The sequence below is a fragment of the Ligilactobacillus salivarius genome, from assembly GCF_035231985.1.
Classification (GTDB): Bacteria; Bacillota; Bacilli; order Lactobacillales; family Lactobacillaceae; genus Ligilactobacillus; species Ligilactobacillus salivarius.
In genome coordinates this window covers 198962-225819 of sequence record NZ_CP117983.1, presented here as the reverse complement: position 1 = coordinate 225819, position 26858 = coordinate 198962, and the positions used below count along the sequence as shown (strand labels likewise).

The 26858-nt window shown below is 35.4% G+C and carries 14 protein-coding genes; 1 reads left to right on the top strand and 13 read right to left on the bottom strand.

Annotation, left to right across the window (positions count from 1 at the left end):
• Positions 1 to 105: 105 nt before the first annotated feature.
• From PTA89_RS00895 to PTA89_RS00875, 5 genes are all read right to left on the bottom strand, one after another.
• Positions 106 to 2061: a PTS fructose transporter subunit IIABC gene (locus PTA89_RS00895; RefSeq protein WP_324177258.1), complete on the bottom strand. Its 1956-nt coding sequence runs from the start codon at positions 2059 to 2061 to the stop codon at positions 106 to 108.
• A 27-nt stretch (positions 2062 to 2088) separates the two neighbouring features.
• Positions 2089 to 3003, bottom strand: coding sequence for a 1-phosphofructokinase (gene pfkB, locus PTA89_RS00890; RefSeq protein ID WP_161022995.1), 915 nt, complete (start codon positions 3001 to 3003; stop codon positions 2089 to 2091).
• The gene (locus PTA89_RS00885) at positions 3000 to 3755 is read right to left on the bottom strand and encodes a DeoR/GlpR family DNA-binding transcription regulator (protein WP_161022996.1); all 756 of its coding nucleotides are present in this window, start codon (positions 3753 to 3755) and stop codon (positions 3000 to 3002) included. Before PTA89_RS00885 ends, pfkB begins: the two co-directional genes overlap by 4 nt.
• A gap of 409 nt (positions 3756 to 4164) precedes the next feature.
• Complete coding sequence (locus tag PTA89_RS00880) at positions 4165 to 5508, bottom strand: PFL family protein (protein ID WP_161022997.1); 1344 nt, start codon at positions 5506 to 5508, stop codon at positions 4165 to 4167.
• Between the two features lie 16 nt (positions 5509 to 5524).
• Complete coding sequence (locus PTA89_RS00875) at positions 5525 to 5794, bottom strand: ACT domain-containing protein (protein ID WP_003703119.1); 270 nt, start codon at positions 5792 to 5794, stop codon at positions 5525 to 5527.
• 135 nt (positions 5795 to 5929) lie between these two features.
• Between PTA89_RS00875 and PTA89_RS00870 the strand changes: the two genes are divergently transcribed.
• Complete coding sequence (locus tag PTA89_RS00870; protein ID WP_003703122.1) at positions 5930 to 6280, top strand: hypothetical protein; 351 nt, start codon at positions 5930 to 5932, stop codon at positions 6278 to 6280.
• Between the two features lie 53 nt (positions 6281 to 6333).
• Here PTA89_RS00870 and PTA89_RS00865 read toward each other — a convergent pair whose 3' ends face one another.
• The 8 genes from PTA89_RS00865 to PTA89_RS00830 all read right to left on the bottom strand — a co-directional run bounded on the left by PTA89_RS00865 (position 6334) and on the right by PTA89_RS00830 (position 26776).
• Positions 6334 to 7467: an SGNH/GDSL hydrolase family protein gene (locus PTA89_RS00865; RefSeq protein ID WP_161022999.1), complete on the bottom strand. Its 1134-nt coding sequence runs from the start codon at positions 7465 to 7467 to the stop codon at positions 6334 to 6336.
• A gap of 69 nt (positions 7468 to 7536) precedes the next feature.
• On the bottom strand, positions 7537 to 8310 hold the full coding sequence (locus tag PTA89_RS00860; RefSeq protein WP_003704969.1) for a DUF975 family protein: 774 nt from the start codon (positions 8308 to 8310) through the stop codon (positions 7537 to 7539).
• A 103-nt stretch (positions 8311 to 8413) separates the two neighbouring features.
• Entirely contained in the window at positions 8414 to 9433 is a 1020-nt protein-coding gene (locus tag PTA89_RS00855) for a lipoate--protein ligase (RefSeq protein WP_253005988.1), read from the bottom strand.
• Between the two features lie 85 nt (positions 9434 to 9518).
• Positions 9519 to 10925 carry a dihydrolipoyl dehydrogenase gene (gene lpdA, locus PTA89_RS00850; RefSeq protein ID WP_003704973.1) on the bottom strand — a complete coding sequence of 469 codons (1407 nt, stop codon included), beginning with the start codon at positions 10923 to 10925 and terminating at the stop codon, positions 9519 to 9521.
• A 7-nt stretch (positions 10926 to 10932) separates the two neighbouring features.
• Positions 10933 to 12213, bottom strand: coding sequence for a 2-oxo acid dehydrogenase subunit E2 (locus PTA89_RS00845; protein WP_324177257.1), 1281 nt, complete (start codon positions 12211 to 12213; stop codon positions 10933 to 10935).
• Between the two features lie 16 nt (positions 12214 to 12229).
• On the bottom strand, positions 12230 to 13207 hold the full coding sequence (locus PTA89_RS00840) for an alpha-ketoacid dehydrogenase subunit beta (protein WP_003700827.1): 978 nt from the start codon (positions 13205 to 13207) through the stop codon (positions 12230 to 12232).
• Between the two features lie 2 nt (positions 13208 to 13209).
• The gene (pdhA, locus tag PTA89_RS00835; protein ID WP_003700825.1) at positions 13210 to 14307 is read right to left on the bottom strand and encodes a pyruvate dehydrogenase (acetyl-transferring) E1 component subunit alpha; all 1098 of its coding nucleotides are present in this window, start codon (positions 14305 to 14307) and stop codon (positions 13210 to 13212) included.
• A gap of 337 nt (positions 14308 to 14644) precedes the next feature.
• Entirely contained in the window at positions 14645 to 26776 is a 12132-nt protein-coding gene (locus tag PTA89_RS00830) for a mucin-binding protein (RefSeq protein WP_324177256.1), read from the bottom strand.
• Positions 26777 to 26858 lie beyond the last annotated feature (82 nt).

Below are 26858 nucleotides of genomic sequence, written 5' to 3'. Positions count from 1 at the left end.
ATATTATTTGACAATTATAATGATATGCTAAATCATTAACTCTGACAAATTAAATATCTTTTACAATTAAAAAAAGTGGACTTTTACATCCACTTTTCTTAATAATTATTTTTCATTAACTGGTTTTTTCCAGAAACTCATAATCAAAGCTGCTACGATAGAGCCAACGATTACAGCTAAGAAGTAACCCCAAATGTTTGTTGCTAGAGGTGATACCCAGAAACCACCGTGAGGAGCAGGAATACCAATTCTCATAGCACCAACAATTGCTCCAGAAACAGCAGAACCAATGATACATGATGGAATTACACGACCTGGATCAGCTGTTGCAAATGGAATAGCACCTTCTGTAATGAATGAGAATCCTAAGATCCAGTTTGTAACACCTGCACGACGTTCATCTTCAGTATACTTGTTCTTGAAGAATGCAGTACCGATAGCTGTTGCAAATGGAGGAACCATACCACCAACCATTACGGCAGCCATCAAAATAGCAGCAGTTGTAGACTTAGGATCGTTAGCAAAAGCACCTGAAGCAAATACATAAGCAGCCTTGTTGAAAGGACCACCCATATCAATAGACATCATACCAGCTAATACTAATGTTAATAGAACTAAGTTTCCAGTACCCATACCATTCAAGAAGTGAGTAATCCATAGGTTGATTGTACTGAAGATTGGGTTAACAATGAAGTACATAATCAAAGCAATGAATAGCAATCCGAATACCGGATAAAGAAGCATTGGTTTCATACCTTCAACTGAACGTGGTAATCCTGCAAACATCTTCTTCATACCTAAAATCAAGTATCCAGCAATAAAACCAGCTGCAATACCACCTAAGAATCCAGCAGGTGAAGTTGAGTTAGCTTGGAAGTTAACATGATATGATCCACCTAAGGAAGCATTAGCGATAGAAGCCATGAATCCACCAACGAAACCAGGCATTAAAGCAGGAGTATCACCGATTGATTCAGCAATGTAAGCTGCCAATACAGGTACCATAAATGCAAATGCTAAATTACCTGCACTATTTAAGAAAATAAATGCTGGAGCTTTGGCACCACCCATATATTGTTCAACAATAAATGAGATCGCCATTAAGATACCACCACCAATAACAAATGGTAGCATATGTGAAATACCATTCATTAATTGTTTATAAATGTTACCCCAAACAGTTCCATCAGATTCAGCAGAAGCACTATTATCATCACCTGTTGCATGATAAATAGCTGCCTTTCCATCCAAAACTTGTTGGATTAATTTTTCTGGTTCTTGGATACCAGATTTAACAGGCTTATTTACAAGTGGCTTGCCATCGAAACGGTTCATTTCAACTTTCTTATCAGCAGCGATAACAACACCGACAGCTCTTGAAATTTCATCTGCTGTTAAACGATGTTTGATACCTTCAGAACCATTTGTTTCAACTTTGATATCAACACCTAATTCTTTAGCTTTCTTCTTTAAGTTTTCTTCAGCCATGTAAGTATGTGCAATACCATTTGGACAAGCAGTAACAGCAACAATATATGGACGATCATTATTACTATTTGCAGCTGCTTTTTCCGCTTCTTCTTCAGCCTTGTTTTCAGCTTCCTTCTTAGCTACAGCTTCTGCAAAAATATCTTGAACCTTGTCAGGTGTATCTGCAGCTTTCAATGCTGTTACAACATCTGGGTTCATCAATACTTGTGATAAAGCAGCTAAGGCTTGCAAGTGAGTATTATCTCCACCTTCTGGAGCTGCAATCATGAAGAATAAGTGAGCTGGCTGGCCGTCCATTGAGTCATAGTCAACACCTGCAACACTTCTAGCAAATTGTACAGCTGGTTTCTTAACTGCAGCGTCATGTGCGTGTGGAATAGCAATTCCATCACCCATACCAGTTGATCCTTCTTCTTCACGTTTGATGATATCTTTCTTATATAGATCTTCATCGTCAATGATTCCATGTTCATAATAGTTATGTACCATTTCATCAATTACTTCAGACTTAGTAGTAGCCTTAAGATCCATAATCATGATATCTTTCATTAACAAACTACGAATATCCATATTAAACCGTTCCTTTCCTAAACAATTCTATTTATATTCATCAATAGTAATTTGAGCATAAATTTCATCGATCTTTTCACGAGTTGCCAAATCTTCAGAAAATGCTGTTGCAGATCCAGAAGCTAATCCATAATGGAAAGCTTCAATTGGATCTTTAGTGCTTGCATAAGTACCAACAAATCCTGCTAGCATAGAATCACCAGCACCAACGGAGTTAATAACAGTTCCCTTAGGAGCTAATGATCTCCATACACCTTCATTGGTAATCATCAAGCCACCATCGCCTGCCATAGAAACTAAAACATTTTGAGCACCCATGTCTAGCAATTTACGACCATATTTAACAATGTCGTCTATTCCGTTAAATTCGACACCAAATAAATCAGCTAATTCATGATTATTTGGTTTAACAACTAATGGCTTTTCAGCTAAGGTCTTACGTAAACTTTCGCCAGTTGTATCAATTACAAATTGAGCTCCTTTTGAACGAATGATCTTAATCAAATCAAAGTAGAAATCATCATTTAAACTAGGTACTAAACTTCCAGCAAAAATAACAACATCATCTGATGTTAAATGGTCAAATTTTTCTGTAAAAGTACTGATCTCTTCTTCAGTCAACTTAGGTCCTTGACCATTGATTTCTGTTTCATTTTGAGCTTTGATTTTAACATTGATACGAGTATCAGCTGCAATTGGAGTGAAATCTGTCTTCAAACCTACTTTTTCAAGTTCCTCTTTTACAAAATTTCCAGTAAATCCTCCAAGAAAGCCCCATGCAATATTGTCATGACCTAATTCCTTTAAGATACGAGAAACGTTAATACCTTTCCCACCTGGAAGCTTGTTATCGTAGTCCATACGATTAACTTCTCCCAAGGTGAGCTTGTCTAGTTGCACGATATAATCAATAGATGGATTGATTGTTACCGTATAAATCATAATATAACCTCCTGTATTGTTGCCTGTGAACTATACTGCTTAGCTACACTAGCAGGTAAAGTACTTGTGATAATTGTTGCATCTGTAACATCTGCAACTTTCACAAAAGACACATAACCAAATTTAGACTTATCAGCGATTACATAACCTTTTTCACTTCTTTCAAGTGCAGTCCTTTTAATCTCAGCTTCATCAGGATCTGGAGTTGTTAGCCCATATTTTTCATGAACACCATTGATTCCTAAAAATGCTTTGTTAAATCTAAATCTTTTCAAATCATTTGCTGCTTCAACACCAATAATTGCTTTAGTAGTATTCTTCAATCTACCACCTAACAAGAAAGTCCTAATATTCTTATCGGCTAATAATGAAGCATGCTCAACTCCATTTGTAACAACAGTTAAATGCTGATCTTCAGATAAATAAGGAATGATTGCTATAGTCGAAGTTCCAGCATCTAAATAAATAACGTCATCATCTTGAATATAACTTGCTGCCTTTGCACCTAAACTTTCTTTTTCTTGAGTATTTTGAGTAGATTTCCCCATTACATCAAGTTCTCGTTGCAAAGGTTGCTTCATCTTAGCACCACCATGGACACGAACTAATAAGCCTAGCTCTTCCAATAGCTGCAAATCTCTTCTTCCTGATGATTCTGAACAATGTGTCCTCTCACAGATATCCTGTAACTTAACTACATTGCGCTCTTTTAACATTTCTAAAATTATTCTATGTCTTTCTTCTGCAAGCACTTTCACAACCTCCTCTAGTATAGTAACACTATTCTCAATTAAATTCAATCATAAATAGTCAAAAAAAGTCATTTTCTTTCATAAAAATCCCAAAATTCACCAAATCTCATTCTTATTTTTATGTTTCCGTTTACATTATTATTAAAAAACCTTTACAATCCTTATACCTTACTTAAATTATATTATTAAAGTTGAAATAATAGTGATAACCCACCAAAATATTGCCTTTACACTCAATAATTTACCATTATCGATCATAAACCGTCAAATTAACTTAATAAAAAAGAATAAAACAGATTTTATTTACCTGCTTTATTCTTAATTTGTCTTAAATATTCATTTCAATCGATAGTATTCTTAAATTATTTTCCTGATTATCCTAAAGAGTATCAGCCATTATCATCCAATTTTAGTTTTTGAAACTATGAACAGGTGCTGGAATAAGTCCACCACGATTAATCATATCTGCTGAAGATACCTTATTAACTGCCATAATTGGAGCATGTCCTAATAAGCCACCAAATTCAACTGTTTCGCCAACATCTTTTCCAGGAACTGGAACAACTCTAACGGCAGTTGTCTTATTATTAATCATTCCAATTGCTGCTTCATCTGCAATCATCGCACTGATTGTTTCAGCTGGGGTATCTCCTGGAATTGCAATCATATCTAATCCTACTGAGCAGACAGCTGTCATTGCTTCTAATTTTTCAATATTAAGTGATCCAGCATTAACTGCATCTATCATGCCAGCGTCTTCAGAAACTGGAATAAATGCACCTGATAAACCACCGACATGACTACATGCCATGATGCCACCCTTTTTAACTGCATCATTTAACATCGCTAAAGCTGCAGTTGTACCATGTGTTCCAACTTGTTCTAAGCCAATTTCTTCCAAAATTTGGGCAACAGAATCACCTACGGCAGGTGTTGGTGCTAAAGATAGGTCAACAATTCCAAATGATACGTTTAATTTTTCTGCGGCAATGCTACCTACTAATTGGCCCATTCTTGTAACTTTAAATGCTGTTTGCTTGATAGTTTCGGCTACTACGTCCATAGAAGCACCTTTAACTTTTTCTAGAGCTGATTTAACAACACCAGGTCCAGAAACACCCACATTAATAACAGCATCTGGTTCACCAACTCCATGGAATCCCCCTGCCATAAACGGATTATCTTCAACTGCATTGCAGAAAATAACCATCTTAGCATTTGTCATAAAATCTAGTTCTGAAGCTGCTTTAACAACTTGCCCCATTTCTTTAACTGCATCCATATTGATTCCACTTCTTGTTGAACCAACATTTACAGAAGCACATACTAGATTTGTTTCAGCTAAAGCCTGAGGTAATGATTTAATTAAAGTACGATCCCCATTTTGATAACCTTTTTGCACCAAAGCCGAGTAACCACCAATAAAATCAATACCTAAAGTTTGCGCTGCTCTATCTAAAGCTTTAGCATATTTAACATAATCTTTATCTTTAGAAGCTGCAGCAATCAAACTAATTGGTGTCACTGAAACTCGTTTATTAATAACTGGAATTCCATATTCTGTTGCAATTTGATTTCCAACTTTCACTAAATCTTTAGCTTTAGTTGTTATCTTGTCATAAATTTTTTGACATGCTTTATCACTGTCACTATCAATACAATCAAGCAAAGAAATTCCCATTGTAATTGTTCTAATATCCAAATTTTCTTCTGAAATCATCTTGATTGTTTCAAGGATTTGCGCTGTATCCATGCTCTATCACCTCATCTTATAGTTGATGCATCGCTTGATATAACTTTTCGTTTCTAATTTTAATTTCTACACCCAACTTTTCACCCAATTCATTGAGTTCTGTTGTGATTTTTTCGAAATCTACTTTTTCATCTGGAATTTCTACCATCATCATCATTGTAAAGTATCCATTCATAATAGTTTGAGATACATCAAGAATATTGATTTGGTTTTTAGCTAAATATGTACTTACGCCGGCAATTATACCTGCCTTATCTGCTCCAATAGTAGTTAAGATTGCTCGCATTTAAAACACCATCCTTAATTTAATTAATCTTATTATAACTTATAAATCTGCTTTTTTATCAACTTTATTAGTTGGTGCTACTTTTTATTTTTGATAAAATATACTTAACATTTCTATTTTGAAAGGACGATAATAATGTATAACATGCTTAATTTCATTCCTGATGATATGGGCGAGGTTCAACAAAAGCTATTTTGGCTCAAGGCTAATGGATATCCTGATGCAACTGAACAAGAAGTTATTGAAAAAACTATCCTTGATGGTGTTCAATATATGTTTGATGACGCATTAGAAGGACCTTACTGGACTGTTATTTGGGATGATACTGATAAAAAATTAGCCGTACGTGGAGCTACAAGCGAAATTGTTGGCTATATCATTCCTAGAGAAAATCATTCTACATTCTCTGATGACTTTAAGGAAGCTTCCCCTCTAACTTGGGAAAATCTATCTAAACAAGTAGAAAAACTTATCGGCTCTGATTAATTAAAAAAAAACGGCAGCAAAGTCTTTAAAACTAGGCTTTGCTGCCATTTTTTTTAATGAAATAATTCTTGTTCTATTTTAGGAATTAATTTAGTTGCTACAACCCTACCACCAGCCTGATTGATATGCATATGGTCACCAAAATCATATGCACTTTGTACGCCACATGGCAACATTTCTAAAAGAAGTGATGTGGGCACTGTTTCAGGAATTGTAGCAAGTTTGCTATTTAATTCTTTTCTAAATTTTTGTGCTTGTAGTTCTTTATCATCTGGCCGACCAGTGTGACTTAGTGTAAAGGGCGGTATATCTAGCAAGATTAATTCACTGTTGCGCTTTTCTAAAATTTCATTCAGCCTTTGAACAGCATTAAAAAAATTATCCTTAGTTATTTTTTGTCTTGCAGCTACTTCACTGATCAATGGTAGCATCAAATCGTTTGCCCCAATTGAAACAATCGTCAATTCAGGTTTAAAGTTACTCCTGTTTCTAACCATTCTACTTAATAAACTCTCTCCAAAGGTTTCATAAATAGGTTGATCATGAGGGGCATCATGAATTAAGCGACTTCCAGAAATAGCAGTATTTAGCACTGTTACTTCGTCAGGATGTACAGTCATCAGATATTGCATTAAAGGAGCTGTTATCATCCCCATTTCCATTAGAGAATCACCTGTAATTTCCAAATACTTAGGAGTTGCTTTCGTCCATACATCTACTTCTTCTAAACAAAACCAACCTTTCCTACTTTGCCAAGTATCACTTAACTTAGGTAAGAAATTAGCACTACGAGCAAAAGAGGCATTGGTTAATGATGTTTCATAAGTACACTTAAAATCACAGTATTCTTGTTCCTGTGAAGACTTCATATAGACATAGATTGTTTGTCCAACTTTAATATCTAAGTCTATTGAATCTGTCCAAATTGCTTCTCCTTGTGGAATTACAATCGTATCCTGATACAAAGCTGTTACTCTTTGTTTTTCTTTCATATCAGCTGTTAGAGCTACATAAATTTCATCAAAAATGAGTTCTTCTTTGCCATAGTAATTGGTTAATTTTAGTCGTAATTCTTTGCCTGATAAAAAAGACGTAATTTTTATTAATTGAGATAATTCTCTCATCTTAAATGGCATCGCCGAAAAATCAATATTTTCATAGTACCAGGCAGCTTGCCAAGCAACCATTCCTTTCACCTACTCTCAAAAAAGCACCAATAAGCTTTAATCTTATTGGTGCCAGTATCTTATTCTTTTTTACATTTCCTTAAATTCAGCATCATAAACTCTATCTTGTTTCAAAAATTTATCTCCAGCTAAATTCCGATAAAATGCAGCCTTTGTTGCGCTCATATATGGAATCAACCAAATATAACCTAATCCAAATGTAAGAATTGACACAATATGCCAGCCAATAAAGCTTAAATCTAATAGGAATAGTTCCCACTTATGTCCATTCATCAATTCTCTACTTAAAGTTACATAATCAGGATATTTGTAATTGGCTTTTGCACCACTAGCTTCAATATCTTTGTAGATAAAATAAGTTTGTGAGTATGAATATCCCTTAATAATCCCAGGAATAATGAAAAGTAATGACCATAGGAATTGTAATACCCATTGGATAATATACATCACTAATACTGGAATAAAATATCTTTTAGAAAACACTTGGAACATACTTCTAAAATTGTTTATACTTTCCACGCTTTTGCCACGAAGCCAATCTAAAAAGGTATATTGAATCCCCAGATTTATCATAATTCCAATAATACTTGAAACAACATTGGTACTATAGGCTCCACCATTTCCAGTTGAATTAGCAGTCGCATCATTCGAAATGTTATTAAACACATCTGAATTATTATGCATTACTAACAATAGTACCTGTAAAAATGCTGAAATCGTAAAAACTGTTATTACTGTGAATACAATTGGTATTATTGATAATCCTATCGCTTTTTTCCAATTTCCACGAAAAGCATCTTTTACTTCATTTTTTAGTTCTGCTCTTGTTGCCATTAGCCCCACACTTCCTTCCCATATACAATAATTAATATACTTACATAGTTATTGTAACATATCAGCCTAGTATAAATAAAACTCGCCAAATCGACGAGTTTTACTTTAATTACTATTGTTGTGTTGAGATTAATTCTTTAACATCTTCAGCATCAATTCCAACAAAATATTTATTCAAGTCAAGCTTACCTAATGTTTCTTTTATAGTTGACACATCATACTTCAACCCACGTAAAGCATCTTCGACATCTTTTACATCACCTGAACCAAAGAAATCTCCGTAAATCTTAATATCTTTAATCTTACCATCTTCAACTAAGAAACGAGCATCAATTGTGCCACTAGTAAAGTGTTTACGACGTTTAACTGTGAATTCTGGAGATTTACCATATACCCAGTCCCAGTTTTTATAAAGTTTTTGTTCAACTTCTTCAATACCTTTTTTATCTTCATCATCTAATTGGTATTCATATTGTTGTGCTTCTTCTAAAGTGTCAACACCCCAAATTAGTTTAATTAGTTCATCTCTAAATTGGAATGTATCAAAGTCTTTATATTCTTCACTAACATATGGTTTTAGGTTTGTAACGCGAGAACGTACTGATTTAATTCCTTTAGATTCAATCTTATCCTTAGGAACACGTAAAGCATCAGCAACTGCATCAGTATCAACATCAAACATTAGTGTACCGTGAGAGAAAGTTTTGCCACCACGCGTATACATTGCATTACCAGAGAATTTCTTACCATCGACCACAATATCATTACGTCCGGTTGTTTCTGCACCTGTTACACCCATCTTATGCAAAGCATCTACAACAGGTTGTACTAAAGATTTAAAGTCACCAAATTTTTGATTTTCTGCTGGTACTACGAAACTAAAGCAAAGGTTACCTAAATCTTGGTACATAGCTCCACCACCTGATAGACGGCGTGTAATAGTAATTCCATGTTCTTCACAATATTTTTGGTTGATTTCTTCCATTGTATTTTGGTTACGACCAACAATAATACATGGCTTTTCAATGTAGAATAACATGAATGGAGGTTTTATTTTATCGCTATTCATTAAATATTGTTCTGTGGCCAGGTTTGTTCTAATATCATCTGTTTTCATTACAACGTATTGCATTTTTTCCATAACTTTCATCTTCCTCTACTAATTACTTTTATACAAAGAACCGATATTCACTAATACCGGTCCTTTATTTTAATTATTAAATATTTGTTGGGAATCCAATAGCAACATCAGCAGTATCCATAACAGCTTCACTTAAGGAAGGATGTGGATGAATTGTTAATGCAATATCTTCAACTGTTGAACCACATTCAATAGCCAAAGTTAATTCACTAATTAAATCACTAGCGTTGCTACCAACCATTTGAGCACCTAATAAGACACCTGTTTCCTTTTCAAATACTAAACGGATAAATCCATCTGTTTCACCCATTGAAATTGCACGACCATTAGCTGCAAATGGGAATTGTGCTTTCTTAGCGTCAAAGCCTTTTTCCTTTGCTTCAGCTAATGTCAAACCTGTTGTTGCAATGGATGTATCTGTATAACATACAGCTGGCATTGCATGGTAATCAATAACTGTTGGTTTGCCAGAAATAGCTTCTGCTGCAACCTTTCCTTCGTAAGAAGCTTTATGAGCCAATGCATATCCCTTTGTTACATCACCAATAGCATAAATGTTAGGAATATTTGAACGACTTTGTGCATCAACAGGAATTAAACCACGTTCATCAACACTTACACCAGCTTGTTCTAAGCCCATATTTGAAGTGTTTGGACGACGACCAACAGAAACAATGACATAATCAGCTGTAATTTTCTTTTCTTCGCCATCTACTTCGAAAGTAACAGTTACATCTTTATCTGTTTGTTCTGCATTCTTAGCCATAGCCTTAGTGTAAATATCTACACCTTGTTCACTGAAGTGATGTTCTACAACTTTAACTAAGTCTTTTTCATAGTTAGCTAAAATCATATCTCCACCTTCAAGGATGGTTACATGAGAGCCTAAGTTAGCGTAAGCAGATGCTAATTCAGAACCAATGTAGCCACCACCTACAACAACTAATTCTTTAGGAACTTCTGTTAAGTTCAAAGCACCTGTAGAATCAAGTACACGTCCTTCAAATTTGAAGTTAGGAATTTCGATTGGATGACTACCTGTTGCAATAATCAAGTTATTGAATGTATATGTTTGAGCCTTATCATCATCAGAAATTACTCGTAAACTATGACTATCTTTCAAATATGCATTTCCCCAGATAACATCAATCTTATGTTTCTTGAATAAGGAAGCAACCCCACCTGTTAGACGAGCTACAACGTTATTCTTCCATTCAATTGTTTTATCGAAGTCTAGCTTAGCAGCCGTAACTTGAAGTCCCATTTCTTGAGAATCCATTGCATGTTGGTAATGATGTGCAGCTTCAATCAAAGCTTTAGAAGGAATACATCCAACATTTAAACATACACCACCAATGTATTCACGTTCAATTACAGTAACTTTTTGACCTAATTCTGCAGCATGAATTGCAGCTACATATCCACCAGGTCCAGCACCTACAACAACTGTATCTAAATCTATTGCAAAATCTCCAACTACCATTAGCCTATCATCCTTCCATTAATAACAATTCTGGGTCACTTAATAATTCTTTCAAGCGATTCATTGCACGTTGAGCTGTTGCACCATCAATTACGCGATGATCAAATGCCAAAGATAACTTCAAGACTTTAGCAATCTTTACTTCACCTTCAACAACAACTGGTTCATCAGTAATACGACCCATACCTAAAATAGCAACTTCTGGCCAGTTAATTACTGGTGTAAAGTGACCACCACCTACTGAACCGATATTTGTAATTGACATACCTGTGTGACTCATATCACCGGCTGTTAATTTACCATCTTTAGCTTTAGCTGTGTTTTCAGTAATTTGTTTAGCAATACCAAATAGGCTTGTGCTATCAGCATGTTTTACATTTGGAACAAATAATCCTCTATCTGTATCTGTAGCAATTCCTACATTGATGTAATCTTTATAAACAATTTCATTCTTATCCATATCTACGGATGAATTGAAGATTGGGAATTCTTTCATAACTACGGCTAATGCTTTTACCATATATGCCATGAATGTTAGACGAACATCGCGTTCTGCAGCAAGTTCCTTGTACTTCTTGCGATGTGCCCATAATTTATCAACAATCACTTCATCAAAGACATGCACATGTGGAATTTGAGATACTGAACGTACCATTGCATTTGCTGTTGCTTTGCGAATGCCTGACATCTTTTCACGTGTTTCAGGCCATTGAGCATCTCCAGCAGGTAACTTAGGAGCTGGTTGTGGTGCTGTTTCTTCCACAGCTGGTGTTCCTTCAGGGGCAGCAGCAACTGCACCACCATTAGCTTTAAAGGCATCAATATCACTTCTTAATACTTGACCATGACGACCAGAACCTGGTACTAACTTCAAGTCAATTCCTTGTTCACGTGCATAGCGACGAACTGCTGGCATTGCAAGAACTGGTAAGCTATGATCTGCAACTTGTGGAGTTGGTTGTGTATTTGGTGCTGGTGCAGCTTCCACTTTTTCTTCTTTTTCAGTTTCTGCAGCAGGAGCATCGTCAGCTACATTGCCTTCTCCTTCTGCAACTTCTAATTCAATCAATGGTTGACCAACCTCAGCAGTTTCGCCTTCTTCAACCAATATTTTTGTTACTGTACCTGAAACTGGAGAAGGAATTTCTTCAACAGATTTATCATTTTCAATTTGAACTAAATCTCCATCAACTTCCACCTTGTCACCAGGCTTAACATGCCATTCGCCAATTGTACCTTCTGCAATACCTTCACCGATATCTGGCAATTTAAATTGATATTTACTCATTATTTCACCCTCCAAATTAGAAGTTCACAACTTCTTTAACTTTCTCTACGATATCTTTTTTATTTGGTAACCATGTACTTTCAGCTTCACTAAATGGATATGGTGTATCAGGTGCACTTACACGACCAATTGGAGCTTCCAATGAAAGAATACCTTTTTCTGCAATTAATGAAGCTACCGCTGGAGAAATTCCTGCTTGTGCTTGTGCTTCTTGAACAAGTACCACACGACCTGTTTTCTTAACAGAAGCTAAAATTGTTTCTTCATCAAGTGGAGATACTGTACGTAAATCAACAACTTCAGCGTTAATTCCTTCTTTAGCTAAATCTTCAGCTGCTTTCAAACTTTCTTGAACCATGTAGCCATATGTTATGATGCTTACATCACTACCTTCGCGCTTAACTGCTGCTTTGTCCAATGGTACGATGTATGCTTCATCTGGAACTTCTTCTTTAACTGAGCGATATAATTTCATATGTTCTAGGAATACAACTGGATCATCTGAACGAATAGCTGAAATTAACAGTCCCTTAGCATCATATGGACCAGATGGAATAACTACGCGTAAACCTGGTGTTTGAGCCATCAAGCCTTCTAAACTATCAGAGTGAAGTTCAGGTGTATGAACCCCACCACCAAATGGAGCTCTAAATGTAACAGGCATCTTACGAGTTGCTCCCATACGATAACGTTCACGGGAGATTTGTCCTGCAATTGAATCCATTACTTCAAAAACAAAACCAAAGAATTGAATTTCAGGAACTGGACGAAAACCAGTGAAGGCTAAACCTGCTGCTAAACCACCAATACCAGATTCAGCAAGTGGTGTATCAAACACTCTATCTTCTCCGTAAATTTCTTGAAGTCCATCAGTTGCACGGAAAACACCACCGTTTTTACCAACGTCTTCCCCAAATACTAAGACCTTGTCATCACGCTTTAATTCTTCATCCATTGCCGCTGTAATAGCTTTAATCATTGTTGTTTTAGCCATGGTTATTCAGCCTCCTTCTTTGTGTATTTATCAATTTGTTCTTGAATAGTTGCAGGTGTATCAACAAAGACATTCTTTAGATATTCGCTAACTTTTTGCTTAGGTGCTTTTTCTGTTAGAACCATTGCTTCATCGATTTCCTTGTTTACTTCTTCTGTCCATGCCTTTTCTTTTTCTTCAGACCATAGACCCTTCTTATCTAAGTAAGTACGCATACGAATTAATGGATCTTTTTCTTTCCATTCTTGTTCTTCTTCAGCTGTACGATAACGCTTAGGATCATCACCAGATAAAGTATGTGGTCCGAAACGATATGTTAATGTTTCAATTAATACTGGACCGTTACCAGCTGCTGCATATTCACGTGCAGCTTTCATTACTGAATACATTGCTAGTGCATCCATTCCATCTACTTGAACAAATGGAATTCCAGCTGCCACACCTTTTTGAGCTAATGTTTTAGCAGCTGTTTGTTTTGCACGAGGAACTGAGATAGCGTATCCATTATTTTGTACTACAAAAATTGCTGGAGCTTTAAATGCACCTGCGAAGTTGATACCTTCGTAGAAATCACCTTGAGAAGTACCACCATCACCTGTGTATGTATAAGCTACATTCTTAGAACCCTTTTTCTTCAAACCTAAAGCAATTCCTGCAGCTTGAACATATTGAGCACCGATAATAATTTGTGGTGGTAGTGCATTGAAGTTTTCAGGATATTTATTTCCATCAACATGACCACGTGACCATAAGAATGCTTTGTATAAAGGCAATCCATGTAATACCAATTGTGGAACATCACGGTATGCTGGAAGGATATAGTCTTCTTTTTCCATTGCAAATTCTGATCCAATTTGAGAAGCTTCTTCACCTGCAGTAGGTGCGAAGAAACCTAGACGTCCTTGACGATTCAATTTAGTTGAACGTTCGTTTAGGACACGAGACCAAACCATTTTCTTAAATAATTCAACAATTTGTTCATCACTTAAATCAGGAAATAGATCCTTGTTAACAACATTTCCATCATTATCGAGAACACGAACTGTTTCAAACTTGTCATCAACGATGTTTTTTAATTTATCAAAATCAATACCAGCCATCTTGAAAACCTCCTTAAAAATTAGCGATATTTTCCGAACTTATTTTTATTTTATATAACGCTTACAATTTTATTATACCTTATTTTTTTAAAATGTTAATTTTGTTTTTTTTTGCACAATAGATTTTATGGCATATAATGCCGACTTATCAATATTTATAACTTTAAATTAAGTTCAAAAAAATTTATGAAGATCTATATTTGTTATTGTTATCACAAAATGATTACAAGCTTAACATGCCTATTTAATCAAATTAAAAAAGACTAACCTATTGTTAATCATCACATAATTTTATTAACTTTGTGATTTTTCCAATAAATTAGTCTTTTATAATTATTTAGTTATCACGTTTATTCTTGCGTTTAAATCCGAATAAACCTGCTAAACTCATTAAGATTAATCCTACTAAACTAGTAGTATTATCTTTTTGATCACCAGTTTGTGGTAATGTTTGACTTGATACTTTAGTATTCACTTTATCTTTAGAGTTAATAGTATTTTTGAAATCATTGGACTTCTTAGTTTTAGTTTCTACTTTACTTTCCTTACCGTTATTATCGTTCTTATCAACTTGGTTTGTATTCTTTGTAGAATCTGTACTATTTTTCTCATATACAAAGGTAATTTCTAAAGTCTTACCAAAAATACCATGAACCAATTTGCTCTCAGAAATTAAGTGGTAACCAGCAATTTCTAAGGCTTGAGTAGTAAACTCATTTCCTTCTTTACCAGATACAGTTCCAGTATCGGCAAGCTTATTTCCCATGTTGTCTTCATAATTAATTACCACATTTACGATATTAGCTTTATATATTACAACTTCTGTCGTATTGCTATCATTAATTGTTACTTCTTTAGCTGTTACGCTTGCCTTATCTGGAGTGTAGCCTGCCTTTTCTGGCGTCTTCACTTCGTCGAAGCTTTGACTTGGGACATCTGTGTTCCAAGTTACTTGGTTTGTTACCAGATCTTTATCGCCTGATTGAGTGAACGTTAGACTTTGACTCTTGGTATCTAGTAGATTACCTTTTTCATCTCGGTACTCTATTGTTCTTGTTACCACGTTGTCTTTAGTAACTGTTTCATGTTTATGCTTCAAATGAATTGTTACCACGTTACTTTCATCAGTGCCATCTTCTGGGAAGGTGTAATCCGTTGGATTTCCTGCTACTTCCTCATAATTATCTGGTACTTCTGGAGTAACCTTTACAGTTTCTCCTGTCTTGCCAGATATGCTACCTTGCTTGACTTTTTGTCCACCGTTGTCATCATCCACATATACTACTCGACCGGTTTGTTCATTTGCCTTATATACTACAGTTTCTGTGTAATCTTTAGTATCAAATGTTACTGTTTCACTTGGAACAATAGCTCTATCTGGTGTGTAGCCTGCTTTTTCTGGTGTCTTCACTTCGTCGAAGCTTTGACTTGGGACATCTGTGCTCCAGATTACTTGATCTGTTACTAGATCTTTGTCGCCTGGTTGGGTGAATGTTAGACTTTGACTCTTGGTATTTAATAGATTACCTTGTTCATCTCGATACTCTATTGTTCTTGTTACCACGTTGTCTCTAGTTACTGCTTCATGTTTATGTTTCAAATGAATTGTTACTACATTACTTTCATCAGTACCATTTTCTGGGAAGGTGTAATCCGTTGGATTTCCTGCCATTTCCTCATAATTCTCTGGCACTTCTGGGGTAACCTTTACGGTTTCTCCTGTCTTACCAGATATACTACCTTGCTTGACTTCTTGGCCGTCTTTATCATCATCCACATACACTACTTTGCCTTTTTGTTCATTTGCTCTATATACTACAGTTTCTGTGTAATCTTCAGTATCAAATGTTACTATCTCACTTGGAACAACAGCTTTATCTGGTGTGTAGCCTGCCTTTTCTGGTGTCTTCACTTCGTCGAAGCTTTGACTTGGGACATCTGTGCTCCAGATTACTTGATCTGTTACTAGATCTTTATCGCCTGGTTGGGTGAACTTTAGACTTTGACTCTTGGTATTTAGTAGATTACCTTTTTCATCTCGGTACTCTATTGTTCTTGTTACTGTATTATCTCTAGTTACTGCTTCATGTTTATGTTTCAAATGAATTGTCACTACGTTACTTTCATCAGTACCATTTTCTGGGAAGGTGTAATCCGTTGGATTTCCTGCCACTTCCTCATAATTCTCTGGCACTTCTGGGGTAACCTTTACGGTTTCTCCTGTCTTGCCAGATATACTACCTTGCTTGACTTCTTGGCCGTCTTTATCATCATCCACATACACTACTTTGCCTTTTTGTTCATTTGCTCTATATACTACAGTTTCTGTGTAATCTTCAGTATCAAATGTTACTGTCTCACTTGGAACAACAGCTTTATCTGGAGTATAGCCTGCCCTTTCTGGCGTCTTCACTTCGTCGAAGCTTTGACTTGGGACATCTGTGTTCCAAACTATTTGGCCTGTTACTAGATCTTTGTCGCCTGGTTGGGTGAATGTTAGACTTTGACTCTTGGTATCTAATAGATTACCTTTTTCGTCTTGATACTCTATTGTTCTTGTTACCGTATTATCTCTAGTTACTGCTTCATGTTTATGTTTCAAATGAATTGTCACTACGTTACTTTCATCAGTACCATTTTCTGGGAAGGTGTAATCCGTTGGATTTCCTGCCACTTCCTCATAATTCTCTGGCACTTCTGGGGTAACCTTTACGGTTTCTCCTGTCTTACCAGATATACTACCTTGCTTGACTTCTTGGCCGTCTTTATCATCATCCACATACACTACTTTGCCTTTTTGTTCATTTGCTCTATATACTACAGTTTCTGTGTAATCTTCAGTATCAAATGTTACTGTCTCACTTGGAACAACAGCTTTATCTGTTGTGTAGCCTGCCTTTTCTGGTGTCTTCACTTCGTCGAAGCTTTGACTTGGGACATCTGTGCTCCAGATTACTTGATCTGTTACTAGATCTTTGTCGCCTGGTTGGGTGAATGTTAGACTTTGACTCTTGGTATTTAATAGATTACCTTGTTCATCTCGATACTCTATTGTTCTTGTTACCACGTTGTCTCTAGTTACTGCTTCATGTTTATGTTTCAAATGAATTGTTACTACATTACTTTCATCAGTACCATTTTCTGGGAAGGTGTAATCCGTTGGATTTCCTGCCATTTCCTCATAATTCTCTGGCACTTCTGGGGTAACCTTTACGGTTTCTCCTGTCTTACCAGATATACTACCTTGCTTGACTTCTTGGCCGTCTTTATCATCATCCACATACACTACTTTGCCTTTTTGTTCATTTGCTCTATATACTACAGTTTCTGTGTAATCTTCAGTATCAAATGTTACTGTCTCACTTGGAACAACAGCTTTATCTGGTGTGTAGCCTGCCTTTTCTGGTGTCTTCACTTCGTCGAAGCTTTGACTTGGGACATCTGTGCTCCAGATTACTTGATCTGTTACTAGATCTTTATCGCCTGGTTGGGTGAACTTTAGACTTTGACTCTTGGTATTTAGTAGATTCCCTTTTTCATCTCGGTACTCTATTGTTCTTGTTACTGTATTATCTCTAGTTACTGCTTTATGTTTATGTTTCAAATGAATTGTCACTACGTTACTTTCATCAGTGCCATCTTCTGGGAAGGTGTAATCCGTTGGATTTCCTGCTACTTCCTCATAATTATCTGGTACTTCTGGAGTAACCTTTACAGTTTCTCCTGTCTTGCCAGATATGCTACCTTGCTTGACTTTTTGTCCACCGTTGTCATCATCCACATATACTACTCGACCGGTTTGTTCATTTGCCTTATATACTACAGTTTCTGTGTAATCTTTAGTATCAAATGTTACTGTTTCACTTGGAACAATAGCTCTATCTGGTGTGTAGCCTGCTTTTTCTGGTGTCTTCACTTCGTCGAAGCTTTGACTTGGGACATCTGTGCTCCAGATTACTTGATCTGTTACTAGATCTTTGTCGCCTGGTTGGGTGAATGTTAGACTTTGACTCTTGGTATTTAATAGATTACCTTGTTCATCTCGATACTCTATTGTTCTTGTTACCACGTTGTCTCTAGTTACTGCTTCATGTTTATGTTTCAAATGAATTGTTACTACATTACTTTCATCAGTACCATTTTCTGGGAAGGTGTAATCCGTTGGATTTCCTGCCATTTCCTCATAATTCTCTGGCACTTCTGGGGTAACCTTTACGGTTTCTCCTGTCTTACCAGATATACTACCTTGCTTGACTTCTTGGCCGTCTTTATCATCATCCACATACACTACTTTGCCTTTTTGTTCATTTGCTCTATATACTACAGTTTCTGTGTAATCTTCAGTATCAAATGTTACTGTCTCACTTGGAACAACAGCTTTATCTGGTGTGTAGCCTGCCTTTTCTGGTGTCTTCACTTCGTCGAAGCTTTGACTTGGGACATCTGTGCTCCAGATTACTTGATCTGTTACTAGATCTTTATCGCCTGGTTGGGTGAACTTTAGACTTTGACTCTTGGTATTTAGTAGATTACCTTTTTCATCTCGGTACTCTATTGTTCTTGTTACTGTATTATCTCTAGTTACTGCTTCATGTTTATGTTTCAAATGAATTGTCACTACGTTACTTTCATCAGTACCATTTTCTGGGAAGGTGTAATCCGTTGGATTTCCTGCCACTTCCTCATAATTCTCTGGCACTTCTGGGATAACCTTTACGGTTTCTCCTGTCTTGCCAGATATACTACCTTGCTTGACTTCTTGGCCGTCTTTATCATCATCCACATACACTACTTTGCCTTTTTGTTCATTTGCTCTATATACTACAGTTTCTGTGTAATCTTCAGTATCAAATGTTACTGTCTCACTTGGAACAACAGCTTTATCTGGAGTGTAGCCTACTTTTTCTGGTGTCTTTACTTCTTCAAAGCTTTGACTTGGAACTTTGTTCCAGCTTACCTGATTTGTTACTAAATCTTTATTTCCACTCTGTGTAAAATTCAAACTTTGGTCTACTTGTTTTAATACTTGGCCACTTTCATCTTGATACTGGATTGTTCTAGTTACCGTCTTATTTCTAGTTACCTTTTTATGCTTATGATTCAAATGAACAGTTATAGCTGGATAGCCATTTGTTCCAAATACAATCTCATTTGGAATTTGATTCTCATTTACTATCTCATACTTATCTTTATCTGGATTAGTAATATTAGTTTCTACACTTTCAAATGTTTTACCTGTAATTTCTCGTATAGAACCAACCACTTTTCCAGATAAATCATCGTCCACGTAAGTAACTGTTGTCTTTTGGTCAGCTGCATCATAATACATCTCGTATGATACAAAATAAGTTGCCGTTGAACCATCATCAGAAATTTTACTAATTTTCCCGCCCAACTTATCATCATTAACTGTAATAGCACCATTCTCAGATATCGAAACCACTTGTGCAGGAATCTCTTCCATACCTTGACGAATTACATATCCCTGAATTTCTGGACTAGAAACAGTATCAAACTTATTATTTTCAACTTTCCAATCATGATTCCAAACGTATTTACCTGTTACCAAGTCCAACGTACCTGTTTGAGTAAATGTCACTCTACTTCCAACATCAGTTATATAATCATCTGCAATAGAATGTTTATCATTGTTATTATCAACATAAATATAAGAAATTTTTTCTCTAACAGAAAGCCCGCCCCCAACAACGGTTTTCTTATGAGATAAATGAATAACAAATTTGTTATTTGCATCATCTGCCTGATATTTAGTTTCCTTATTAAAATTATTTTCAACTTGATAATTTTTAGACTTCAACTCATTAATTTCATTGTCCAATCCATCAAAATTAATGAATGTATCGAATTTACCAGTTGCAGATATTTCAAACATCTTTTTTGGCTTACCATCAACAAGCATATCATCATCTAAAATTATCAAGCTTGCATGTTGATCATTAGGAGTATATACAATATCAAAAGTTGAATCTTCACTTTCCTCAGTTATTCCTTCTACCATTGGGGCTCCTTGTCCAGGAGTATAACCACTTGGTGTTGCAACAACATCTTCTGCTTGTACAGCTTCAAAAGTTGTCCCATTCTTAGGTAACCATGGATCATAAGTAACATTCCCATTTAATTCGTCAACAGTTGCCCAACGTTGGAAAAGCAATTCTTGTTTCTTTTCTCTAGTTGTACCGTCTGGCATATGAACAATTATTGTTCTAGTAACTGTATGGTTCAAATCATCCTTACCAACACCAGCTGGATATGGTCTAATTGAATTATCAGGATCCTCTCCTGTATTTGCTTCATGTGGATCATTTGGATCAACTCTAACCGTTGCATGTTCTATTGGAATTTTAAGTTCTGGCGTTCCATCTGGGGTTAAAGTAATTGTTCCAGGAACCACTTTATCTGGATCATCTGGATACTTATATTTCCAACCCTCTGGAGGTTTGATTGGATTACCCTCTCCATCAGTTACTGGAACAGTCTCGCCTGTTTTACCAGTAATTGGATATTGTGGTTCAACAACATTTCCATCTCCATCTACAAAGACAATTTCAATAGTTCGATCTTCAGCATCATATAATACAGTCAAGTTCTTTGCATTTTGTGGCTTTCCTTGAATATCCTTTATTGGAGTCACTTCAGGTACTATTGGCGTTGAAGCATGATATCCCTTAATCTCAGGCACCGTAAATGAAGCAAAATCACCACTGTCTCCATCTTTAGCTACCCAATTACTATAAGTAACTGCAGTATTAGCTTGATTATTATCAGCTAATTTTACTAAATCTATTGTTGCAGTTCTTACATAAGGAACCTTCTGCACAACATTCTCAATCAAGTTTCCATTATCATCAACTGCTTGCTGTCCACTGACATCTGTACCATTACGGTAAACACCTTGATTGTATTTAAAGTCAACTTCACGACTAACCGTAGTATTTAAATCTTGCTCACTTATACCACTTGGATAATTATGTTGATAGCCGCCATCTGGAGTAGTAAGATTTTCATCACTACTATGTGGATCATCAGCTGTAATTTTTACTTTTTTATGTTTCAATAAAACTGTCCAAGTTTGTGATTTAGATGAATCATAGTATTTATCACCAGTTTGATCGGTGAAACCATCATCAACTAACTCATAGCCTTTTTGTTCTAAAGTCTTAATCTCATCAGTAGTAGTGTAATCAATTTTATCACCATGAGATCCATTCAAAGTTTTAGCAAAAATTACACCATTCGCATTGTCTTGATCCAGATAATTTACCACGACTGAAGTTGTATTTGGCACATAGATTACATATACATCTAAAGTTTTGTCCTGTCTATTTGGTGTCAACGCATCTATGGTAGATTGGACCGGTTTATAATTATCAATTTCTGGAGAAGTTACCGCTGTAAATTGATTGTAATTTGGAGTTATTGTTGTGACTCCATTCTGCGTAGTTTCTGATTTCACAGCTTTCCAAGTTCCCAGATAGTTAATATTACCTGTTACTAAATCAATTTGTGCATCTTGATAATAAGTTATCATCTGAATTGTATCATTAAGTCCATTGACTGGCTTTCTGCTAACGTCTACTCCATCAATTTTAGTTCCTATTGCATATACGTGATGAATAATTCGTTTAACAGTGCTAATACTATCTTCTAAATCATATGAATTCTTAGGATAAACTGGACTATTATCTGTGCTATCTACTTTCTGCCCTTCTTGTGGCTTAGTATTAGGGTTAATATTAGCCCATTGATGTTTATAGAAGACATGTTCTTCAAAATTACTTGTAGTTACTTGCACTGTTCTACCAGTAATTATGGTTAGAGTATTACCATTCATATCAACTGCTGGCTGATATCCATATTTAGTTAAATCATAAGGTGTAACATCTCCAAATTTCGCACTTGTAGTATAAGCACCATTAACCAAAATTTCGAAAGCAGAACTTGCATTAGCTGTATCGCTGGTATATGGAATATAGTCTTCCCCAGCTTTAGGGACTAACTTACCATTGACTGATTCCATCTGACTAGGCTTGTAATAGCCTAGAACATTTCCCGTAACTTGATCAATTACTTTATAACGTGTAAACGTAATTGTATCGGTAGTAGTATCTGGATAAGTATCCTTATTAATATTCGCATTAGCAGTATTAATTAACGCGTTATTCTCATCTTTATCATGATAAGTGATTGTACGTGTAACTACTTTATTTTCTGCACTGTATGATATTGGGTCGCTTACATACAAAGTAATTATATTTTTACTGTTATCACTATTAAAGTTTGCTGGTACTTTTAAAACATAATTTCCTTCAGTTCCAGGTTCATCTGTAAAATCAACAAAGTTACCAGTTGTTACATCATAATAGTTAACTCTATTAAGAATATAAGCACTAGGAATTAAGAAATCATGGATTTTCTTATCAAAAGCATCAATTCCTCCATTAACTGTATCGTCTGTCTTTCCGGTCATAAATGGAATTGGATTATCAGCAATCCACTTCTTTTGTGTCGTATTATACATTCTATATGACAAGTTTTGACTATTTGGTGTGTACGCAATCGTCTTATTTAGATCTATTTCACTTCCAGTATTAGCTAGAAATTGATTATCAATATTAAAATTAGTATTGCTTTTCGCATTAGTTATATCAAGTCCATTTGCTGTATAACCCGACAAACTAGGAATTGCTGTAACTCCTGGAATTACAAAGTTACCGTTACTATCAACCGTTAATGCTTCACCAGTTTCATCGTTTACTACGATATATTCCTTCTTTCCAGAAGCTTGATGAGTTTTACGTGTAACAGTATATGTTACGGTTGTTGGAGAAACTTTCTGCCCATTAACAACAATAACGTTATCAAGGTTGGTACCTCCAACTTGATATTTAGCAGAACTAGAGTCATAGATATAGTAAACATTTTGTGTTACTTTCTTAATTTCTGTAGTTACAATTTCTGATAATTCAAATTGCACAATATCCCCATCAAAATAGTATTTAACTAAACTATCAAATTTTGCTGCATTATTTACATCATCTTTATTTATGATAATTAATTGTGGCGAGCCTGATACCTCGTATCCTTTTGGAATCATATCTGCTGGGACACTACTTGCACTAAAGTCACTACTTTTAAGGGTATCAACATTATCTGAATAAGTTTTTGTCATCGCTGGAATATCAATGTACTTGTCAACCCCATTCTCATCTTGATAATGTAGTCGTGCTGTAACAGTCGATGTTCCTTGAATCTTAATTCCACTATTATTGACAGTAAATGGTGAGAAATTATCTCCAGTAAGAGCAGCTTTAATATACCCTATCTTTCCAGCATCTTCTTTGAAAGTTGGATCTGTCCCTTTAACAATGAAACGTCCTACATAATTTTGGCTAGGAATTGACTCATTAAATACAACCATAATTGATTTAATTTGCGACCAATCTGTTACTTGATCAGCAGGTATATATCCTTCTAAACTTGTTTGTGTACCCTTAACTGAAGAATTTGGTAAGTCTTGTGTATTAGTTGAGTATAAAATAGTATACGCATTTTCTGATAAATTACCATAACTCTTATCGTACACAACTGGTCCTGATAAATGAACATCATAGCTACTTGCCCCATCACTCTTTTGTGGTAAATCTATTAACAATCTAGCTGCACTAAGATCATTACTATCATAGTTGGCGATATTAAGGTAGTAACTTAAAGTGTTATCTCCCTTATCATCACTTGTACCTACTAGAACTGACTTAGGATTTTGATTCCCTTGTGATGTTACCGGTACATAAGTGATAATTTGCTTATCAACCACAAAGTAATTTCCATAAATCGTATTTAGTTTATATAAACTTCCTGGAATACTACTTGTCATCACATTTCCAGTATATTGATTTACTAAATCTGTAACATTCGAACTTGTATATTTTGTATTGTAATTAATTAATCCTGTTCGAGTATACATATATACATCATACGGATATTTGCCTGCAACTGCATCTGGATCCATCATAATAAATATCTGATTAGTGGATTGATTTTGAGTATACAAACTATATCCAGTACCTGTGTAGTCAAACTTTATAACCTGTCGCCCATCAACTACGTAGGTTGAATATTTAGGAACTATTACTTTTCCACTATCATCTGTTGTTTTTAATTGAACACCATTCCAACCAAGCCCATAGGAGAAATACTTAGGTAAAACATAGTAGATAATAGGCTCATAGATTCTATCAGTTGTATATCCCGTTCCATAACTGTGAGTATCAAACTTTCCATAATAGTTAGGATCTGTATTTTTTGGATTATACATTGTTTTAGTTTGATATCTCCATGCACCAATTGATGCCTTCAACTGATCCAATCCCTGAACTTTTTGATCAATACTAAGCGTATAGTAGGTATTGTTATTAAAGTCTGGTGAAAATACCGCTAACTTAGTCGTTAATACTGTATCAGGCGGAATTACTGCCATGGTATTCATTGCATCTGATAATGTCCCTAATGCTTCAAAAATATCTGGATCATCTGCTTGTCTGTTTCCGACATTATCTTTAATAATATTATCTACAGCACCGCCATATTTTGTAGAGGCACCTACTTCTACATAATTAGGTATTATATCTACTTTAAGAATGTATTCACCTGTTGGCGCAAGAATTGTCTCTCCTGCATTAACTACACCTGATAAAATTTTGCCACTCTTAGTTTCAATATTATATGCATATGATGTGGTTCCTGGACGCATAGTATTATTGATTCCAGGAGTCTTTACCCCAGTTACATCTAATCCATCTGGGAATGCTGCCTCGATGTGCAAACTATTTGTGTAACTAATAGCTGTAGAATTTTGAAATCCAAAGTAATTTACGACTCTAGTTGGCTGACTTTGAGTAAATTGCTTAGCTGTATTGTTTCCAGCTATTACTACTTCAAATTGACCGTCTTGAGGAGTAAATTTAGGACCAACTAAAGTTACTGTCCACGGATTATTAACTTGTGCGGTTAAATCTTTTTCTCCATTAGTAGTTCTTATTTTTTGATCAACAGTAATTAATCCATTTGCACTGTAATCTCTTTTACCAAATGGCTCTATTGTTTGTATAAACTTACCTACTAAATGATAACCTGTATCGTCCTGGTAATTTTGACTTCCTGAACCAGCCGGAATTGTAATAATTACATCACCGCCAGCTTTATCTTGAGTGAAAGTCACGCCACTGTTAGATCCTAGCTTGCTAGCATCCATACTTGCTTGAGGATCAAGGAGAAAATTGCCAGGTACTGGAACTGTAATTGTTGTTCCTAAGTTCTGAGTATTATTAACCTTATTTGAACCATATCCACTGTCTCCTACCCCTGTAGGCTGATTGATGTCAATTTCAAAATCATATCTCGTGTCTACTCGTAAATTTTTTACATACTTAGGATCTGGCTTAACTTGACGAATAGTTGGGGCCATAGAAGTCTGAACAATTGAAGTAAACTCCAGTGGATAATTATTAATTACCTTACTTGGATCAGCACTGTTTTGATAACTCCAAAATATTTGTCTCTTAATTGGACCATTGGGATCCAAATGATTTGAAGAATTTACATTAGGCTGTCCAGCATAATTATTGCCATCTGGAACTACTATTCTAAGTCCGTCTGTAACTGTATATGATCCACTAGATATTACTTTATATACCTTGTATTTTTCTCCATCAATGATTTCATCAGACTTAACAATTTCAGCCTGACCATTTAATTTTTCAGGTGTATAAGCACTATCATTAATCCCAAAGCTAGTTACTGGGACCTTAATAGTATAGATGTCCCCTGGTTGGAAGGTACCCGTTAATACTATATTTAAATCCTTTCCAGCATCACCATCGTTACCAACAGTTGAACGATTAAGAGATAAAGTAAAGCCATTAGCATCAATTGATGAAGTATCAGTGTGTGTTGGCTCAACAGTTGGACGTACTCCTTGCAAATTAGATGGTGCTTCATTTGCTGTTGGCTCAGCAGTATTTGCGTTAGTTAGACTATTTGTCGTTTTTACCGGTTCAGAACTATCCGTTCTACTATTTACATTTTCTGTACTGATAGAATTCTCAGCAGTGCTCGAAGTATTTGAGAGTGTTTTTATTTCGTCACTCGTTGATTTATCTGTAACATTTGTACTAACAGATGTATTTGTTTCACTTGCATTAATTGCTGAAGTTTCATTTGATTTTAATGTCACTGTTTTTTCTTGATTTACTGTATCAATATTATTTGTATTTTCAGTTTCTTGCACTGTATCTGTTGTATTTGCAGAAACTGTGTGAGCATCAAAAATGATAAATGACATTCCTAAAAGAACTGAAACAGTCCCTATTGATAGTTTTTTCAAACCATAAATTTGTTTTCTATCATAAAGTTTCTCTCTTTTTAATTTTATATTTTTTCTTCCTAACATAAACTCGTCCTCTAATGAATTTTAAAAATTCACCTTTCACTATTATTTGTTCTAAAAAATCACAAATACTAATAAAAAATTA

Excerpts from the sequence above, each read along its gene's own strand:
- PTA89_RS00855 (WP_253005988.1), bottom strand. The coding sequence starts at position 9,433 with ATGCAATACGTTGTAATGAAAACAGATGATATTAGAACAAACCTGGCC.
- PTA89_RS00840 (WP_003700827.1), bottom strand. The coding sequence starts at position 13,207 with ATGGCTAAAACAACAATGATTAAAGCTATTACAGCGGCAATGGATGAA.
- pdhA (WP_003700825.1), bottom strand. The coding sequence starts at position 14,307 with ATGGCTGGTATTGATTTTGATAAATTAAAAAACATCGTTGATGACAAG.
- PTA89_RS00895 (WP_324177258.1), bottom strand. The coding sequence starts at position 2,061 with ATGGATATTCGTAGTTTGTTAATGAAAGATATCATGATTATGGATCTT.
- pfkB (WP_161022995.1), bottom strand. The coding sequence starts at position 3,003 with ATGATTTATACGGTAACAATCAATCCATCTATTGATTATATCGTGCAA.
- lpdA (WP_003704973.1), bottom strand. The coding sequence starts at position 10,925 with ATGGTAGTTGGAGATTTTGCAATAGATTTAGATACAGTTGTTGTAGGT.
- PTA89_RS00830 (WP_324177256.1), bottom strand. The coding sequence starts at position 26,776 with ATGTTAGGAAGAAAAAATATAAAATTAAAAAGAGAGAAACTTTATGAT.
- PTA89_RS00875 (WP_003703119.1), bottom strand. The coding sequence starts at position 5,794 with ATGCGAGCAATCTTAACTACTATTGGAGCAGATAAGGCAGGTATAATT.
- PTA89_RS00845 (WP_324177257.1), bottom strand. The coding sequence starts at position 12,213 with ATGAGTAAATATCAATTTAAATTGCCAGATATCGGTGAAGGTATTGCA.
- PTA89_RS00870 (WP_003703122.1), top strand. The coding sequence starts at position 5,930 with ATGTATAACATGCTTAATTTCATTCCTGATGATATGGGCGAGGTTCAA.
- PTA89_RS00880 (WP_161022997.1), bottom strand. The coding sequence starts at position 5,508 with ATGGATACAGCGCAAATCCTTGAAACAATCAAGATGATTTCAGAAGAA.
- PTA89_RS00865 (WP_161022999.1), bottom strand. The coding sequence starts at position 7,467 with ATGGTTGCTTGGCAAGCTGCCTGGTACTATGAAAATATTGATTTTTCG.